This is a genomic window from Pantoea sp. XY16, from assembly GCF_025153065.1.
In the GTDB taxonomy this organism is placed as follows: Bacteria; Pseudomonadota; Gammaproteobacteria; order Enterobacterales; family Enterobacteriaceae; genus Pantoea; species Pantoea alfalfae.
Genome location: NZ_JANZNP010000002.1, coordinates 15838 through 33761 on the forward strand (window position 1 = coordinate 15838; position 17924 = coordinate 33761).

A 17924-nucleotide genomic window follows, 5' to 3' on the forward strand; every position below is an offset into this window, starting at 1 on the left:
TAAGCGTCAAAAGCCAGAGAGGCATCGGTAAAAAGTAGCACATCAGCGCGCCCGAAAGCGTGATCAAGTCTGGATAAATGGTATCGTTTACACAAGCTGAATATTCTTATTTCGTGGCATTGTGTGCAGTAATGCGGGATAAAAGGCAGGCCGGAATGGTAGCGATTACACAGGTGTACTTTAAAACGCCGCGATAGCGGCGTTGAGGGGCCGATGTGAACGCGTTAGCGCAACGTTTCCTGCTGAAAAGCGTAGCCGCCTTTATCGGGAACAAAGCTCAGGCGATGCGTGATACAGGCGGGCGCATCTTCGGCATGATGGGAAACAAACAGCAGCTGAGTGCGACCTTCGCCAATCAGCACATCGACGAAGCGCCGCACCAGCTGGCGGTTAATCGGGTCAAGTCCCTGGAGTGGCTCGTCCAGAATCAGCAGCGTCGGATGCTTAACCAGCGCGCGGGCAATCAGCACCAGCCGCTGCTGTCCCCAGGAGAGTGAATGGAACGGCGCATCGCCCAGCCGGTTATCCATTCCCAGCAGTGTCAGCCACTGTTGTGCCAGCGCTTTCTGCCGATCGGATGCCGCCTGATAGAGACCGATGGAGTCGAAGAAGCCCGAAAGGATCACCGTCCGCACATTGGTGCTGACGCGATAATCGAGGTGCAGACTGCTGCTGACATAGCCAATATGCTGTTTGATATCCCAGATGGTTTCGCCACTGCCGCGACGACGGCCAAACAGGGTGAGATCATTGCTGTAGCCCTGTGGATGATCGCCGGTTACCAGACTCAGCAGCGTCGATTTCCCGGCGCCGTTCGGGCCAGTGATCTGCCAGTGCTCGCCTGCGTTAACCCGCCAGTTCAGCCCCTGAATGACCGGTCGGTCGTTGTAGGAGACGGTGCCGTTGCGCAGGATAACGCGCGGCGCATCATCCGCCAGTGAGGGCAGCTGATCCGGCACATCCGCTTCGGGCAGCGCCATTCCCATCAGCTGTTCACTGTGTGCCAGCTGTGCCACCAGCGCTTCCGTTAAAATCGTCTGGCGTGGGCCACTGTGAGTAAGAGTGCACTCCGCCAGCACACCCACCTGCTGAACGAAATCGGGAATGTCATCAAAGCGATTGAGCACCAGCACCAGCGTAAACGCCGGGTGCTGCAGGTTGCGCAGCGTATCGGTCAGGCTGGCGCGTGACGCCACATCCAGTCCGTCAAACGGCTCATCCAGAATCAGCAAATCTGGCTGGTTCATCAGGGCCTGACAAAGCAGGGTTTTGCGGGTTTCGCCGGTAGAGAGATATTTGAAGCGGCGTGACAACAGCGGTTCGATACCAAACTGCTGAGCCAGTTGTTCGCAACGTTCTGGCTGCTGCACTTCCGCCTGAATGACCTCTGCCACGGTCAGTCCGGTATCCTCTTCACCTTCGCTGAGCATGTCGGTGTTGTTGCGCTGCCACTCCTGCGCCACCAGCGTCTGTAACTGTTCCAGTGACAGCCGGACCGGCCTTGTGAAATCGCTGCTGACGGAACCCGCAAGCGGGGGCAATTCACCGGAGAGCGCGCGCGCCAGTGAGGATTTACCGCTGCCGTTGGCACCGACAAAGGCCCAGCTTTCGCCGCGCTGCAGTTCCACCTGATTCAGACTCAGTATCCGGGTATCACTGAGATGAAACGTGCCTTGCAAAATATGCAATGAAGCCATGATCTGTTCCATTTTTTGCATCGAGTTACTGAGTTGTAACCATTGCCCGCAGTGAAGTCAACTCAACCGCTAGAGCAGGGTAGCGACGATAGCGTTCTCTGCATTGAAACTGGCGATCACCGCATCGCCGGGCTGCAGCTTCAGCTGCTGTAACTGTGCATTACTCAGAGTGGCACACAGGGTTTCGCCGCTGGCGAGCTGCATCAGCACCTCACTCATCTGCTCACCCGGTTCGATGGCAGTGACGATGGCGGTCAGCTGATTGTCTTCCTCTGCGGCGTCACGACTGATACGGATCCACGGCGCTTTGATCAGCACCAGCACCTCTTTACCCGCCGCCAGCTGCAGACGATCGGCGCTGCGCTGGGTCAGCGCAACATTGAGTTGCGTGACGCCATCAGCCAGCTGAATCATCAGATGCTGAACCACCTGCTGCGCATCGTTGCTCACCACGGTGCCGAACAGCTGGTTGCGGGCGCTGGTCTGCAGTGAAAAGCGGGCGATGGCCGCCAGCAGGCTGTCGAGCGGCAGTGTATCCTGCTGCAGTGCATCAAAGGCTTTCTGCTGGATCTGCTCCATCAGATGAAACAGCTGAATCAGGCGTTCACCGTAGCGGGTCAGCGTTGCACCGCCGCCGCCTTTGCCGCCGGTTGCCCGCGCCACCAGCGTTTCATCCGCCATCTGGTTCATCTCATTAATCGCATCCCAGGCACTTTTGTAACTGATGCCAGCCAGCTTCGCCCCCTGACTGATCGAGCCGGTCTGCTGGACGCGTTTCAGCAGCTCAATACGTCGTGGATCGGCAAACAGTTTCTGTTGTAAACGGATATGAAGGGACAGTTCGGCTTCCATGACAACTCCGGCAAAGGGTTAAGGCGAAGGCCGATGATAGCGGCGTTTTATGTCCAAAGTAAAAGCACGAAAAGGGCTGCGCAAAATTTTACTGACCCGTTACAATCACTTTTTTGTTAGCAGAGTGAGACTCTCCATGCTGGAATTACTGAAAAGCCTCGCCGTGGCTGTACTCATGGTCCCTGTGGTAATGGCGCTGATGCTGGGTATGATTTATGGCCTGGGTGAAGTGTTTAATATCTTCTCTAAAGTGGGTCATCGCGAAAAATCTTCAGCCCGTTCCCATAATTAATTTCTGTGACGCCCGCCATCCTGGCGAGCGTCATCATTTTTGTCCCGCATTGATTCAACCTTCTCTGACACCTGCCGATAATTTACTGAACCTCCCTGATATTGCGTTATATTATTCGCTACACAACGAATAGCCGGAGAGAATCATGTCATCAAATTACACCCGCTGGGGCGTCGCGGCGCTGGTCACCGTATCGCTGGCCGGACAGGCAGTGGCCGCCGATAACATTACCGTGTTCGCCGCGGCTTCGCTGACCAATGCGATGCAGGATATTGCCAGTCAGTATCAGAAGGAAAAGGGCGTGACAGTCGTCTCTTCGTTCGCCTCATCCTCCACGCTGGCGCGTCAGCTTGAACAGGGTGCGCCTGCCGACCTGTTTATCTCTGCCGATCAGCAGTGGATGAATGATGCGGTGGCGAAGAAAAGCGTGATAACCCGCACCCGCTATACCCTGCTGGGCAACGACCTGGTACTGATTGCGCCACGGAGTGCCGCAGCTAAAGCGGTGACGCTGGATCCGCAGACCGACTGGAAAACATTGCTGCACGGCGAACGTCTGGCGGTGGGCGATCCGGACCACGTTCCGGCGGGTATCTATGCTAAAGAGGCGTTGCAGAAGCTGGGAGCCTGGGATGGCGTTGCGCCCGCGTTAGCGCCCGCTAATAATGTGCGGGCAGCACTGGCGCTGGTCGAGCGTAACGAAACCCCATACGGCATTGTCTACGGATCTGATGCGGTCGCCAGCGATAAAGTGCAGGTGGTCGGGCGTTTTCCGGCAACCAGTCACAAACCGGTGGAATATCCGATGGCGATCGTAAACGATCACGACACGGCCACCGTTCAAGCCTTTTATGATTACCTGAAAGGGCCGCAGGCTGCGGCGATTTTCAAACATTACGGATTCACACCGACGAAATGATACTCAGCGATCCCGAATGGCAGGCAGTGCTGCTTAGCCTTAAAGTCTCTGGCATAGCCGTGCTTGGCAGTCTGCCGTTTGGCATTCTGATGGCCTGGATTCTGGTGCGCTGCCGTTTTCCCGGCAAAGCGCTGCTCGACAGCCTGATCCACCTGCCGCTGGTGCTGCCGCCAGTAGTGGTAGGTTATCTGCTGCTGGTTAGCCTGGGGCGACGCGGCTTCATTGGCGAAAAGCTTTTTGACTGGTTCGGTTTCAGCTTTGCGTTCAGCTGGCGCGGTGCAGCGCTGGCTTCCGCCGTTATCGCCTTTCCCTTGATGGTACGCGCTATCCGGCTGGCGCTGGAAGCGGTGGATAGCCGGCTGGAGCAGGCGGCACGTACGCTGGGTGCCGGACGCTGGCGGGTCTTTTTCACCATCACACTGCCGCTGACGTTGCCAGGCGTGATCGCCGGAACGGTGCTGGCGTTTGCCCGATCGCTGGGCGAATTCGGTGCCACCATTACCTTTGTGTCCAATATTCCCGGTGAAACGCGCACGCTTCCGCTGGCAATGTTTACCCTGATCGAAACCCCTGGTGCAGAGGGTGCGGCGGCGCGGCTCTGTATCATCGCTATCGTACTGGCACTGGCGTCACTGCTGGCGTCGGAAGGGCTGGCACGCGCAGGCCGCAAGCGGATGGGAAGCTGATGCTATCACTCAATTTTATGCAGCAGCAGGGCGCTCACCAGCTGGAGATCGACCTGCAGATCCCGGCCAAAGGCATCACCGCCATTTTCGGTGTTTCCGGTGCCGGTAAAACCTCACTGATCAACGCCATCAGCGGACTGACTCAGCCGCAGCGCGGGCGGATTGAGCTTAACGATCGTCTGCTGTTTGATGCGGAGCAGAAGGTTGCGCTGCCGCCGGAAAAACGCCGCATCGGCTATGTGTTTCAGGATGCGCGGCTCTTCCCGCACTATCGGGTCCGGGGCAACCTGCAATATGGTATGGCCCCGGCGATGAAAGCGCAGTTCGACAGCCTGGTTTCGCTGCTGGGGCTGGAGGCGCTGCTGTCGCGCTTTCCGCTGTCGCTGTCGGGCGGTGAAAAGCAGCGGGTTGCGATTGGCCGGGCACTGCTGACCGCACCGGATATGCTGCTGCTTGATGAACCGCTGGCGTCGCTGGATCTGCCGCGCAAACGTGAGCTGATGCCGTATCTGCAAAAACTGGCGAAGCAGGTCGATATTCCTATGCTCTACGTCTCGCACAGTCTGGATGAGATCCTGCATCTGGCTGATAACGTGCTGGTGCTGGATGCGGGCAAGGTCAAAGCCTTTGGTCCGCTGGAGCGGGTCTGGAGCAGCAGCGCGATGCGGCCATGGCTGCCGGTAAGCGAACTGACCAGCGTGCTGCGGGTGCAGGTGCTGGAGCAGCATCCCGACTATCCGATGACCGCGCTCTCGCTGGGCGATCAACACATCTGGGTCAGCCGGGTGAATCAGCCGGTGAAAACGCCGCTGCGTATTCGCATCGCCTCATCAGATGTCTCGCTGGCGCTGCAACCGCCACAGCACACCTCCATTCGCAACATTTTACCGGCACAGGTAGTTGAGCTGCTGGAGGTCGGAGACCAGGTGGAGGTGAAGCTGCGTATCGGCATCAGCGAACTCTGGGCGCGCATCACGCCGTGGGCGCGGGATGAACTGGGCATCCGGCCGGATCAGTGGCTTTATGCCCAGATAAAAAGCGTTTCGGTAACGCCCTGATTACAACACGTACTGACGGAGGGTGTCGGCAATGCCGGGTTCAAGATTGGTGCCGATTACCTTTTTCACCCGCGCTTTGATCGCCTCGTCGGCATTGCCCATCGCCACGCCCAGACCGGCCGTTTCCAGCATGCTGAGGTCGTTGTAGTTATCACCAAACGCGATCACATCGGACATGCTCAGCCCCAGCGATTCAACCCACTGCGCCAGCCGTTTGCCTTTGCTGTTGCCGCCTCTGGCGATATCCACCTGATCGTGCCATGACCATTCGCAGGCCAGCCCCAGCTCCGCTTCCACTGTAGTGGCGAACTGTTGCAGCTCCTGATGGTTGTCGTGCGACAGGGCAAACTTCCAGATCGAACCGGCGTCACGTGCCGCCTGGGCTAAATCAGGCACCTGACAGAACAGCGGACGCTGATGCTCAGGCAGCGATTCGGCCCACTTCAGGGTGCGCATCACATGACCGGTCGGCGTCTGATAGAGCATGGCATCATCCACGTAGAGCAAACCGTGAATCTGCTGCTGATCCAGCCTATCAATCACCTGTAACGCCAGCTGCGGGTCGAGAGGATCGGACGCCAGCACCTTTTTCGCACGGTAATCATACAAATAGGTGCCATTACAGCAGATTGCGGGTGTATCCAGTTGTAGCGCCTGATAAAAAGGGTGGATAGCGCAGTGATGGCGTCCGGTCACGATAGCGACATGAACACCCGCCTGGCGGGCCTGGTTCAGCGCGTCAATTGACTGCGGCAGAATCGTTTTGGCTGGGGTCAGCAGCGTGCCGTCGAGGTCGAGGGCAATTACTCGGTAGCTCATTCATCCTCTCGTTTTTTCAGGTTTGCAGGGGCTGAAGTCTACACCTGTCCACGGTCCGGAGACAAAAAACAGGGCACAAATGATTCCAGCGTAGGGTAATAAAACGCGCTACAGTGATTCACAGATATGATCAGGCAGCAAAAAAAGGAGAATGCATGAAACAGGTTGTCTACACCGCCAGTCCCGAGAGCCAGCAGATTCACGTCTGGCAGATGAATGATGAGGGTGCGCTGACGTTGCTTCAGGTGATCGATGTCGCCGGCCAGGTTCAGCCGATGGTGGTGAGTCCGAAACGCGATTTTCTCTATGTCGGTGTGCGTCCCAATTTTCGCGTGCTGGCGTTCCGGATTGCCGCCGATGGTACGCTGACCGAAGCCGGTCAGGCAACGCTGCCCGGCAGTCCGACCCACATTTCCACCGATCGCGAGGGCCGGTTCCTGTTCTGCGGCTCCTACAATGATGCCTGCGTCAGCGTCAGCCCGATTGGCGATGATGGCATTCCGCAGGCCCCGCTACAGGTAATCAACGGCCTGGATGGCTGTCACTCAGCCAATATCGACACTGACAATAAAACGCTCTACGTCCCGGCACTGAAGCAGGATCGTATCTGTCTGTTTGCGCTGGGCGCAGACGGTCAGCTGACGCCGCGCAAACAGGCGCAGGTCACGACGGTAGAGGGTGCAGGCCCGCGTCATATGCAGTTCCATCCGGGCGGCCAGTATGCTTACTGCGTGAATGAGCTGGACAGTACTGTTGATGTCTGGGCATTAAATACCGGTGAAGGCGAAGCGGAAAGCGTGCAGACGCTGGATATGATGCCGCCGGACTTCAGCGGTACGCGCTGGGCAGCCGATATTCACCTGACGCCGGATGGCCGTTTCCTCTACGCCTGCGACCGCACCAGCAGCACGCTGGCGATTTTCAGCGTCAGCGAACTGGGCGATGAACTGACGCTGGAAGGGTTCCAGCCGACGGAAACGCAGCCGCGCGGGTTCAATATCGATCACAGCGGACGTTTTCTGGTGGCGGCGGGACAGAAATCGCATCACATCGAAGTGTATGCGATTAGCGAACCGAAGGGGCTGTTACAGCCGCTGGGACGTTATGCGGTAGGGCAGGGCCCGATGTGGGTGGTGATTCACCAGTTGCAGGCGTAACGCATCGTGAAAAAGCCTCTCCCGGGTGGGAGAGGCGTGAAATTGTTGACGGCGTTTGCCACTGCCAGCTGTGAGATCGTGCAGACACAGGCAATAGGGTCAGATCGGAAAGACGCAAAAGCCGCCATCCATGGCGTGCTCGACCCGCGCAATTACGCACCTCATTCCTGAGGTGCGTCCGTTGCCGGGCCAACGCGTTGCGTTGTTCAAAAACGCTCCCGGCGTTTTTTTCCGGGCGGCGGGACGCTTTCCTCCTCTGACCCTATTCCCTGCAGTTTAAGCTAATGCGTTGCTGCCAGGTCACTCAGCTTTGGGTTTGTCAGACGGACTGAATTACTGATAATTCACGGTCAGCGAGGCGCTCGCCAGTGCGTGGAAATGCACATTAAAGCCGACCATTGCGCCACTGGCGCCTTCATCCACCTCAATCGTCTCCACATCCAGCGCATGCACGGTGAAAATGTAGCGATGGGTTTCGCCCTGAGGCGGCGCCGCGCCACCATAGCCCGCCTGACCGAAATCGGTACGGGTCTGGATTGCGCCTGCTGGCAGTGACGCTTTGCCGGAACCGGCACCCTGCGGCAGTGACGTGGTGCTGGCCGGAATATTCGCCACGACCCAGTGCCACCAGCCGGAACCCGTCGGCGCATCAGGATCGTAGCAGGTCACCACAAAACTTTTGGTGCCTTCCGGTGCCGCTTCCCAGGCAAGATGGGGAGAAATATTCTCGCCCTGATAACCCATGCCGTTGAAAACATGCTTTTCTGGCATCTTTTCGCCGTCATTAAAGTCCTGACTAAAAACGCGCATCACATCTCCTTAACTGTCGATGAATAGCCTTTCATCATAACCAAAAGCACCACCAGTGCCAGTGGTCAGCCCGCATCAGGCGGCAAAATGTTGCGAATGTTCCAGCGCGCTGCCCATCGCCTGCACCAGCTGACTCAGCGCCTGCGGCGAGATGATGTAGGGCGGCATCAGGTAAATCAGTCGGCCAAACGGCCGGATCCAGACGCCCTGTTCAACAAAGAACTGCTGTAGTGCCGCCATGTTGACCGGCTGATGGGTTTCCACCACGCCAATCGCCCCCAGCACGCGCACATCGGCCACCTGTGGTGAACGGCGCAGCGGCAGCAGCTCAGCCCGCAGCTGCTGTTCGATCGCGGCCACCTGTCGCTGCCAGTCACCTTCCGCCAGCATGCTCAGGCTCTCCGCCGCCACCGCGCAGGCCAGCGGATTCCCCATAAATGTCGGGCCATGCATAAAACAGCCTGCCGCGCTGCGGCTGATGGTATCAGCCACCTCGCGGGTAGTGAGGGTCGCCGCCAGCGTCATCATGCCGCCGGTCAGCGCTTTGCCGACACAAAGAATATCCGCGGTAATACCCGCGTGTTCACAGGCAAAGAGCTTGCCGGTGCGGCCAAATCCGGTGGCGATCTCATCCGCTATCAGCAGCACGCCATAGCGGTCGCACGCTTCCCGGACCTGCTGCAGATAGCGCGGATGATAGAAACGCATCCCGCCCGCACCCTGCACAATCGGCTCCAGGATCACCGCCGCCAGTTGCTGGTGATGCTGTTCGATCAGTCGGGTAAAATCATCGAAGTCGCGCGCGTCCCATTCATCATCAAAGCCGCAGGCCGGAGCCGCCGCAAAGTGGTGCTCAGGCAAATAACCGCGCCACAGGCTGTGCATCGAGTTCTCGGGATCGCAGACCGACATCGCGGCAAAGGTATCGCCGTGATAGCCGCGCTTCAGCGTCAGGAACTGCTGGCGAGTTTCACCCCGGCCCAGCCAGTACTGCAGCGCCATCTTCATCGATACTTCCACTGCTACCGAGCCGGAATCGGCCAGGAAAACGCACTCCAGCGCCTCAGGTGTCATCGCCACCAGCTGACGACAGAGTGCCACTGCTGCCGGATGGGTAATGCCGCCAAACATCACGTGCGACATCTGCGTGACCTGCTCCGTGAGCGCCCGGTTCAGGCGGGGATGGTTGTAACCATGAATTGCCGCCCACCACGATGACATTCCATCCACCAGCTCACGGCCATCGGCCAGCTGCAGCTGAAAACCCTGCGCGGCAACGACCGGATAGCAGGGCAGGGGATCCCGCATCGAGGTGTAAGGATGCCAGATATGCTGGCGGTCAAAACGGGCATCATCCAGGGAGAAAAGGGGGGTAGTCATCGGAGTTGTAAACCAAAATAAAAAAATATAGTTTACAAGTATACCCCTGCTTTCTGTCGGGATGACACCCTTTTCTGGAGTACCTAATGGCTAAACGCTGGACAATTGCACAGGCGCAAGCGCTGTTTGATCAACCTTTTCTTGAACTGATGTTTAAAGCGCAGCAGGTGCATCGTCAGCACTTCGACCCGCGCCAGGTGCAGGTCAGTACCCTGCTGTCGATTAAAACCGGCGCCTGTCCGGAAGATTGCAAATATTGCCCGCAGAGCGCGCGCTACAAGACCGGCCTGGAGTCGGAACGTCTGATGGAAGTGGAGGAGGTACTGACCTCCGCGCGTCAGGCCAAAGCCGCGGGTTCAACCCGTTTCTGCATGGGTGCCGCGTGGAAAAACCCGCACGAGCGCGATATGCCTTACCTGGAAAAAATGGTTGAAGGCGTGAAGGCGATGGGAATGGAAACCTGCATGACGCTCGGTACGCTCAGCGATCAACAGGCGCAGCGGCTGGCGGGCGCGGGCCTCGATTACTACAACCATAACCTCGACACCTCACCGGAATTCTACGGCTCTATCATCACGACCCGCAGCTACCAGGAACGTCTCGATACGCTGGGCAAAGTGCGCGACGCCGGGATCAAAGTCTGTTCGGGCGGTATCGTTGGCCTGGGCGAAACCGTGAACGACCGCGCCGGTCTGCTGGTGCAGTTAGCCAATCTGCCGACGCCGCCAGAGAGCGTGCCGATCAACATGCTGGTCAAGGTCAAAGGCACGCCGCTGGCGGACAACGATGACGTAGAGCCTTTCGATTTTATCCGCACCATCGCGGTAGCGCGCATCATGATGCCAACCTCGCATGTGCGTCTCTCCGCGGGCCGCGAGCAGATGAGCGAGCAGACTCAGGCGATGTGCTTTATGGCCGGGGCGAACTCGATTTTCTACGGCTGCAAACTGCTGACCACGCCGAATCCGGAAGAGGATAAAGACCGCGTGCTGTTCCGCAAACTGGGGCTGAACCCGGAGCATACCCACACCCAACATGGCGATCAGCAGCAGGAAGAACAACTCAGCGAGCAGCTGTTCCATGCCGACACTGAACAGTTCTACAACGCGGCACTGTAATGAGCTGGCAGCAACGACTTCAGCAGGGGCTGGCGCAGCGCCGTGCGGCCGATGGCTGGCGGCAGCGTCGAATCATCGATCAGCAAGCCACCCGCACGTTAGAGAGCGGTGGCCGCCGCTATCTGCACTTCTCCAGCAATGACTATCTTGGTTTAACCCGCCATCCGGCGGTGATTGCGGGCTGGCAGCAGGGCGCGGCGCAGGCGGGGGCGGGGGCGGGTGCCTCGGGACACGTCACCGGTTATCACCGTCAGCACGCCGATCTTGAGGCGCAGCTGGCCGACTGGCTCGGCTACGACCGTGCGCTGCTGTTTATCTCCGGATTCGCGGCCAATCAGGCGGTGATTCATCTGCTGGGCGAGAAAAACGATCGCATCCTGGCCGATAAACTCAGCCATGCCTCGCTGCTCGACGCCGCCAGCCACAGCCCGGCGCAGCTGCGGCGTTTCAGTCATAACGATCCGGAGAGCCTGGCAGCACGGCTCGCGTCACCCTGCGAGGGGGAGACGCTGGTGGTGACCGAGGGGATTTTCAGCATGGATGGCGACAGTGCGCCGCTGGCTGCGCTGGCACAACAGACGCAGCAGGCAGAGGGCTGGCTGCTGGTGGATGATGCACACGGCATCGGTGTAGTAGGTGAGCAGGGGCGCGGCAGCTGCTGGCAGCAGGGCGTTAAACCGGAACTGCTGGTGGTCACCTTTGGCAAAGCTTTTGGCGTCAGCGGTGCTGCGCTGCTGTGCGACGCCGATATCGCTGACTATTTCCTGCAGTTCAGCCGGCATCTGATTTACTCCACCGCCATGCCCGCCGCACAAGCCACTGCGCTGCAGGCGGCGCTGCGCGAAATTCAGCAGGGCGATGTGCTGCGCCAGCAGTTGCAGCAGAACATTGCGCATTTCCGGCGTGGCGCGGCCTCGCTGCCGTGGCAATTGATGGACTCTGCCAGCGCGATTCAGCCGCTGCTGATAGGTGAAAACAGCGATGCAATGGCGCTCTCTCAGCGACTGGCGGAGGCAGGCTGCTGGGTCAGTGCGATCCGACCGCCTACCGTGCCGCCGGGAACGGCCCGGCTGCGTATTACCCTGACCGCGGCACATCGCCCTGAAGATATTGACCGGTTACTGGAGGCGCTGCATGACGCTGCGGGTTGATAAGCAGGCGGTGGCGCGCGCCTTTGGCCGCGCGGCCAGCCATTATGATGCGCATGCTGCGCTGCAGCGCCTCAGCGGCAATGCGCTGCTGGCACGTGCACCCGTACAGAGCGGACTGCAGCTGCTGGATGCCGGGTGTGGCACCGGCTGGTACAGCAGGGTATGGCGTGAGCGGGGCAAACAGGTCACGGCGCTGGATCTCTCTCCGCAGATGCTGCAACAGGCGCGGGACAACGACGCGGCGCAGCACTATCTGGCGGGCGACATCGACGCACTGCCGCTGGCGGATAACAGCCTCGACCTGGTGTGGAGTAACCTGGCTGTGCAGTGGAGTGAAAATCTGCCCGGCGCGCTGCGTCAGTTCCGGCGCGTGCTGCGCCCCACTGGCACGCTGCTGTTTTCTACGCTGGGCGATGGCTCGTTGCAGGAGGTGCATGAAGCCTGGTCCCATCTGGATGCGTCGCCGCACGCCAACCGCTTTCTCAGCGAGACGCAGATTGCGGCGGCCTGCTACGCAGAGCAACTGCATTGCAGCGCGGAAAAAGTGACGCTGCATTTTCCCGATGCGCTCAGCGCCATGCGTTCGCTGAAAGGGATCGGCGCGACCCATCTGCATCAGGGCCGCGACGGGCAGCTCCTCACCCGACAACGACTCAACCAGTTAGAGGCGCACTGGCCGCGCGACCGGCACGGCTATCGCCTGAGTTACCATTTAATTTATGGAGTAAGTGCATCATGAAACGGCTGTTTATTACCGGCACCGACACCGAAGTCGGTAAAACTGTCGCCAGCGGCGCACTGTTGCAGGCCGCCGCCGCTGCGGGCTACCGCTGTGCAGGCTATAAGCCGGTTGCTTCAGGCTGTGAGATGACGCCAGAGGGGCTCCGCAACAGTGATGCGCTGGCGCTGCAGCGCTTCAGCAGCGTGCCGTTGAGCTACCAGCAGGTCAATCCGCTGGCGTTTATCGAACCGACCTCGCCGCACATCGTCAGCGCTGAAGAGGGCAGGCCGATCACCCATCTGGCACTGTCAGCAGGTCTGGCAGCGCTGGAGCCGCTGGCGGACTGGATTCTGGTCGAAGGCGCGGGCGGCTGGTATACCCCGTTGTCAGAGACGCACACCTATGCGGACTGGGTGGTCAGCGAACAGCTGCCCGTGATTCTGGTGGTGGGAATTAAGCTCGGCTGCATCAATCACGCCATGCTCACCGCCGAGGCGGTGCGCGCGCGTGGCCTGCTGCTGGTGGGCTGGATCGCTAACACCGTCGAGCCGCCAGGCAAACGCTATCAGGAATATCTCTCCAGCCTGAAGCAACGACTACCTGCCCCCTGCCTGGGCACGATTCCGTATCTCACCGATGCAGCGCAGCAGGCGTCCTGTGGACAGTACCTGACGCTGCCGCAGTGAGGTTCAGGCGACCGTCAGCCACTTATCCACGGTGTGGTCATCGAGCTGCTCCATGCTGCCCTGCGCCACATTACGGCCACGGTGCAGCAGCAGGAAATAGTCCGCCACACGCCGGATCAGCGACAGCCGCTGCTCCAGCAGCAGAATGGTCAGCCCGTAATCAAGGTTAAGCCGGCGGATCAGGTTGCCCATCTCCTCTTCCAGCCACGGCGACATCCCATCAGTCGGCTCATCCAGAATCAGCAGTTTTGGCTGCAGCACCAGCGCGCGCGCCAGTGCCAGCTGTTGCTGCTGATCGATGGGCAGATCGCCGCTGCGTTGCTGGCGCAGCGAGTAGAGCGCCGGGAACAAATCAAATACCATTTCAGGAATAGCACGATGACGGTCGCGCTGGCTGGCACCCGCGAGCAGGGCAATCAGCAGGTTATCTTCCACGCTCATCTGGGTAAAAATATGGCGGCCCTGAGGCACATAGCCAATCCCCATCTGCGCCCGCTGTTCAGCCGGTTGCAGCAGCAAATCTTCCGGCGGCGAGCCATCCTCTTTCCAGGAAATTGTGCCGCTGTTAATCGGCAATCTGCCCATAATGCAGTTGACCAGCGTGGTTTTGCCCATGCCAGGACGGCCCAGAATGCCGGTGCAGGTGCCAGGCGACAGATCCAGGTCCACATCCCACAGAATATGGTTCTGACCGTAAAATTGATTTACCGAACGTAGACTCAGCATCTGACACTCTCCTTCCCGATCATTAGCCTGATTGCTTCCGCTCTCTGTCGTCTGGCAAACAAGTCATCAGCAACGGCAGCCTCACCATTGCAGCACAGTGCGCATAAAGCGCGGTGACGTTACTGACTCCTGCAATTCCCAGGCCAGATCTTAAAATGGCCCTGTTTCCTGCTACAGCGCGCTGTATCAGGGATAAAAGGTGAGAAAAACTTATCAATTACCCATGGTCATCACGCGCCTGCACTTTTACAGTGCCTGCGGGCGCTGTTTGTGGTGCAGACGTGCTGCAGTAACGCAGAATGTCTGATTAAGAATCTTAGTGGAATGATGATAATTTGCGTGCCACGCCAGAAGACAGATTAAAAATGCAGAATAATCCGTCAGCAGCCAACGCGAAATTTAACGCAAAAAAAATTATTTTCACTGAGGCGGGAGGGCAGGGAAAAATTATACACAGCTGATGGCGGCGGGGCTGCCATCACTTATCCACCATTCCTGTGGATAACCTTGTGCATTAGGTAATGAAAACCGGTTAGAAGCGAGGAAATACGCGGCCTGGTAACATAATGACGAGATTCTGGCCTTATGAGCTTAAATCAATAAAATCAGCTGGTTATCAAAAAACAAGCCTGCGAATTCTCTGTCAGGTAACCGAACTGTAATTTTGTGACGTTCTATTGACAAATGTTAAATCTGATCCCGGTCTGGGGATAACATTGCGCAACTCGCTTTGCGATAACGCCTCCACAATACGGGCAGGCTAAGACTCACCCTGATTGCATTAACTTTGCACGATTACTGTTTTTATATCCAGTATTATTTTCTGGCAAAATCACCATAGCAGAGTAAAATAAGTGCCTGCCCGCCGACTTCTCCAGCAGGAACTGCATTCATGACCAAAGCTTTTAAACTCAATTCCGCCTTTAAACCTTCGGGCGACCAGCCTGAGGCGATCCGTCGCCTGGAAGAGGGGCTGGAGGATGGACTGGCCCATCAGACCTTATTAGGCGTGACCGGCTCAGGTAAAACGTTTACCGTCGCCAACGTCATTGCTGACCTTAACCGCCCGACGATGGTGCTGGCACCGAACAAGACGCTGGCGGCTCAGCTCTATGGCGAGATGAAAGAGTTTTTCCCGGATAACGCCGTCGAGTTTTTCGTCTCTTACTACGACTACTATCAGCCTGAAGCCTATGTGCCGAGCTCCGATACCTTTATCGAAAAGGATGCATCGGTTAACGAACACATCGAACAGATGCGTCTGTCGGCCACCAAGGCGCTGCTTGAACGGCGCGACGTTATCGTGGTGGCGTCGGTTTCGGCGATCTACGGTCTGGGCGATCCCGATCTCTATCTCAAAATGATGTTGCACCTGACCCGCGGCATGATTATCGATCAGCGCAGCATTCTGCGCCGCCTGTCAGAGCTGCAATACACCCGTAACGACCAGGCGTTCCAGCGCGGCACTTTCCGCGTGCGTGGCGAAGTGATCGATATCTTCCCGGCAGAGTCGGACGATATCGCGCTGCGCGTCGAACTGTTTGACGAAGAGGTCGAGCGTCTGTCGCTGTTTGACCCGCTGACCGGTCAGATCGATTCAGTAGTGCCGCGCTTTACCATCTATCCCAAGACGCACTACGTGACGCCGCGTGAGCGTATTCTGCAGGCGATGGAAGATATCAAAGTCGAGCTGGCGGACCGTCGCCGGGTATTGCTGGAGAACAATAAGCTGCTGGAAGAGCAGCGTATTACCCAGCGTACCCAGTTTGACCTTGAGATGATGAGTGAGCTGGGTTACTGCTCCGGTATCGAAAACTACTCGCGCTACCTCTCCGCACGCGGACCGGGCGAAGCGCCGCCGACGCTGTTTGACTATCTGCCCGCCGATGGCCTGCTGGTGGTGGATGAGTCGCATGTGACCATCCCGCAGATTGGCGGCATGTACAAAGGCGATCGGGCGCGTAAAGAGACGCTGGTGGAGTATGGCTTCCGCCTGCCGTCGGCGCTGGACAACCGTCCGATGAAGTTTGAAGAGTTTGAGGCGCTGGCCCCGCAGACCATCTATGTCTCGGCAACGCCGGGCAAATATGAGCTGGAAAAATCGGGCGATGAAGTAGTCGATCAGGTGGTACGTCCTACCGGCCTGCTGGACCCGATCATCGAAGTGCGTCCGGTCGGGACGCAGGTTGACGATCTGCTGTCCGAGATCCGTCAGCGCGTGGCGATCAACGAACGTGTGCTGGTGACGGTGCTGACCAAGCGCATGGCGGAAGATCTTACCGAGTATCTCACGGAGCATGGCGAGAAAGTGCGCTATCTGCACTCCGACATCGACACCGTAGAGCGTATGGAGATTATCCGCGACTTACGTCTGGGTGAGTTTGATGTACTGGTAGGCATCAACTTACTGCGTGAGGGGCTGGATATGCCGGAAGTGTCGCTGGTGGCGATTCTGGATGCGGATAAAGAGGGCTTCCTGCGTTCCGAACGATCGCTGATTCAGACCATTGGTCGTGCGGCGCGTAACATCAACGGCAAGGCGATTCTTTATGGCGATAAAATCACGCCGTCAATGGCGCGCGCCATTGAAGAGACGGAGCGCCGCCGTGAGAAGCAGCAGCTGCACAACGAGCAGAACGGCATTGTGCCGCAGGGCCTGAATAAGAAGATCACCGATATTCTGGAACTGGGCAACAACGTGGTGAAAACCCGTGGTAAAGCGAAACCCGCCCGACCTGGCGAAGCTCAGGCACTGGCCGATTTGCAACTGCTAACGCCGCAGGCGCTGCAGAAGAAGATCCACGAGCTGGAAGGGCAGATGCAGCAGCACGCGCAGAACCTGGAGTTCGAACAGGCAGCCAGCGTGCGCGATCAGCTGCATGAGCTGCGAACGCTGTTTATTGCGGCCTCGTAGCGCCGTCAAAGCCCTGAATGGCGTGTTCCAGCGCCACCCGTAACAGCTGGCGGTCGTGACGATATTTAATGTCAGCGGCCTCCAGCGGTTCACGGACAATCAGCCGGTTCTCAATGCCCTCTGTGGCGACCGCCGGACCGACCACGACCGCATCAATCACCCGCTTGCCGATATAACGTTCCATCATCTGAAGCTTGTCAGCCACCGAAAGACTGGCCGCGGCAGGACTCAGCTCGCGACCCAGATTACCGATAAACACCATAGTGGCAGGCGTGCGACGCAGTGCCTGCGCCATCTCTTCCATCAGCAGAATCGGCATCAGGCTGGTATAGAAACTGCCTGGGCCAATCAGGATCAGATCCGCTTCTGCAACAGCCTGTAGCGCTTCCCGCGTCGGCTGGACGTTGGGGTGCAGCATCAACTCCTGCGGCGGCTGCTTCATCTCGTCAATCGCGGTTTCGCCGTAAACCATATTGCCTTCGGCATCCATCGCCACCAGATCCACTGGCTGCTCTGACATCGGGATTAAAAAGGCGTCGACCTTCAGCAGGTTACGGATGATGTTGATCGCTTCCAGCGGACGAACGCTCAGATGATCCAGCGCGCGCAGCATCAGGTTACCGAGATTGTGACCGGCCAGTTCGCCGTTACCGGCAAAGCGATACTCGAACATCGCGGAGGCGACGCTCGGTTCTGCAATCAGCTGGTTGAGGCAGTTGCGCATGTCGCCCCAGGCGATACCGCCTTCGGATCGACGAATGCGGCCGGTCGATCCGCCGTTGTCGGTGGTGGTGACGATGCCGGTGAGACGTGAGCCCAGCGGGGAAAGAGCCGACATCACGCGGCCTAAACCGTGTCCGCCGCCCAGTGCCACAACGCGATCAAGATCGGCCAGTGTGCGATTCATACTTCTCCTTACTATCCTTTCGCGTAGCGTG

At 58.4% G+C, this 17924-nt stretch carries 17 protein-coding genes; 10 read left to right on the plus strand and 7 right to left on the minus strand.

The window, feature by feature from the left end:
• Positions 1 to 224: 224 nt before the first annotated feature.
• Together modF and modE are read right to left on the minus strand one after the other, a co-directional pair.
• Positions 225 to 1697, minus strand: a complete 1473-nt coding sequence (modF, locus tag N1689_RS01720; protein WP_260057703.1) for a molybdate ABC transporter ATP-binding protein ModF — start codon at positions 1695 to 1697, stop codon at positions 225 to 227.
• A 69-nt stretch (positions 1698 to 1766) separates the two neighbouring features.
• On the minus strand, positions 1767 to 2549 hold the full coding sequence (modE, locus tag N1689_RS01725; RefSeq protein WP_222924333.1) for a molybdenum-dependent transcriptional regulator: 783 nt from the start codon (positions 2547 to 2549) through the stop codon (positions 1767 to 1769).
• A gap of 136 nt (positions 2550 to 2685) precedes the next feature.
• Between modE and N1689_RS01730 the strand changes: the two genes are divergently transcribed.
• The 4 genes from N1689_RS01730 to modC all read left to right on the plus strand — a co-directional run bounded on the left by N1689_RS01730 (position 2686) and on the right by modC (position 5504).
• Positions 2686 to 2841 carry an AcrZ family multidrug efflux pump-associated protein gene (locus N1689_RS01730; RefSeq protein ID WP_033731900.1) on the plus strand — a complete coding sequence of 52 codons (156 nt, stop codon included), beginning with the start codon at positions 2686 to 2688 and terminating at the stop codon, positions 2839 to 2841.
• Positions 2842 to 2986: 145 nt separating this feature from the next.
• Positions 2987 to 3760, plus strand: coding sequence for a molybdate ABC transporter substrate-binding protein (gene modA, locus N1689_RS01735; RefSeq protein WP_161736273.1), 774 nt, complete (start codon positions 2987 to 2989; stop codon positions 3758 to 3760).
• The gene (gene modB / locus N1689_RS01740; RefSeq protein ID WP_161736274.1) at positions 3757 to 4446 is read left to right on the plus strand and encodes a molybdate ABC transporter permease subunit; all 690 of its coding nucleotides are present in this window, start codon (positions 3757 to 3759) and stop codon (positions 4444 to 4446) included. The genes modA and modB overlap by 4 nt, the downstream gene beginning before the upstream one ends.
• Positions 4446 to 5504, plus strand: a complete 1059-nt coding sequence (modC, locus tag N1689_RS01745; RefSeq protein WP_222924332.1) for a molybdenum ABC transporter ATP-binding protein ModC — start codon at positions 4446 to 4448, stop codon at positions 5502 to 5504. The genes modB and modC overlap by 1 nt, the downstream gene beginning before the upstream one ends.
• Here modC and N1689_RS01750 read toward each other — a convergent pair whose 3' ends face one another.
• Positions 5505 to 6323, minus strand: coding sequence for a pyridoxal phosphatase (locus N1689_RS01750; protein ID WP_253421362.1), 819 nt, complete (start codon positions 6321 to 6323; stop codon positions 5505 to 5507).
• Positions 6324 to 6478: 155 nt separating this feature from the next.
• On the opposite strand from N1689_RS01750, the gene pgl reads away from it, so the two are divergent.
• A complete protein-coding gene (pgl, locus tag N1689_RS01755; RefSeq protein ID WP_161736277.1) occupies positions 6479 to 7480 on the plus strand; it encodes a 6-phosphogluconolactonase in 1002 nt (333 codons plus the stop codon).
• Between the two features lie 333 nt (positions 7481 to 7813).
• Here the strand turns inward: pgl and N1689_RS01760 are convergent, their stop codons facing one another.
• The gene (locus N1689_RS01760; protein WP_013357177.1) at positions 7814 to 8290 is read right to left on the minus strand and encodes a kinase inhibitor; all 477 of its coding nucleotides are present in this window, start codon (positions 8288 to 8290) and stop codon (positions 7814 to 7816) included.
• A gap of 75 nt (positions 8291 to 8365) precedes the next feature.
• Positions 8366 to 9670 carry an adenosylmethionine--8-amino-7-oxononanoate transaminase gene (gene bioA, locus N1689_RS01765; protein ID WP_260057704.1) on the minus strand — a complete coding sequence of 435 codons (1305 nt, stop codon included), beginning with the start codon at positions 9668 to 9670 and terminating at the stop codon, positions 8366 to 8368.
• An 86-nt stretch (positions 9671 to 9756) separates the two neighbouring features.
• On the opposite strand from bioA, the gene bioB reads away from it, so the two are divergent.
• From bioB to bioD, 4 genes are read left to right on the plus strand one after another with little or no spacing between them, the layout of a single operon-like run.
• Positions 9757 to 10788 carry a biotin synthase BioB gene (gene bioB / locus N1689_RS01770; protein WP_161736280.1) on the plus strand — a complete coding sequence of 344 codons (1032 nt, stop codon included), beginning with the start codon at positions 9757 to 9759 and terminating at the stop codon, positions 10786 to 10788.
• The gene (gene bioF / locus N1689_RS01775; RefSeq protein ID WP_253421369.1) at positions 10788 to 11939 is read left to right on the plus strand and encodes an 8-amino-7-oxononanoate synthase; all 1152 of its coding nucleotides are present in this window, start codon (positions 10788 to 10790) and stop codon (positions 11937 to 11939) included. Before bioB ends, bioF begins: the two co-directional genes overlap by 1 nt.
• Complete coding sequence (bioC, locus tag N1689_RS01780; protein WP_161736235.1) at positions 11923 to 12678, plus strand: malonyl-ACP O-methyltransferase BioC; 756 nt, start codon at positions 11923 to 11925, stop codon at positions 12676 to 12678. The genes bioF and bioC overlap by 17 nt, the downstream gene beginning before the upstream one ends.
• Positions 12675 to 13346 carry a dethiobiotin synthase gene (gene bioD, locus N1689_RS01785; RefSeq protein ID WP_222924324.1) on the plus strand — a complete coding sequence of 224 codons (672 nt, stop codon included), beginning with the start codon at positions 12675 to 12677 and terminating at the stop codon, positions 13344 to 13346. Before bioC ends, bioD begins: the two co-directional genes overlap by 4 nt.
• A 3-nt stretch (positions 13347 to 13349) precedes the next feature.
• Here bioD and N1689_RS01790 read toward each other — a convergent pair whose 3' ends face one another.
• The gene (locus tag N1689_RS01790; protein WP_013357183.1) at positions 13350 to 14072 is read right to left on the minus strand and encodes an ABC transporter ATP-binding protein; all 723 of its coding nucleotides are present in this window, start codon (positions 14070 to 14072) and stop codon (positions 13350 to 13352) included.
• An 892-nt stretch (positions 14073 to 14964) separates the two neighbouring features.
• On the opposite strand from N1689_RS01790, the gene uvrB reads away from it, so the two are divergent.
• Positions 14965 to 16986 (plus strand): excinuclease ABC subunit UvrB, encoded by a 2022-nt coding sequence (uvrB, locus tag N1689_RS01795; protein WP_161736233.1) that lies wholly within the window; start codon positions 14965 to 14967, stop codon positions 16984 to 16986.
• Here the strand turns inward: uvrB and yvcK are convergent.
• Positions 16970 to 17893, minus strand: coding sequence for a uridine diphosphate-N-acetylglucosamine-binding protein YvcK (yvcK, locus tag N1689_RS01800; RefSeq protein WP_161736232.1), 924 nt, complete (start codon positions 17891 to 17893; stop codon positions 16970 to 16972). The two genes, uvrB and yvcK, sit on opposite strands and share 17 nt — an antisense overlap.
• Positions 17894 to 17924: the final 31 nt, after the last annotated feature.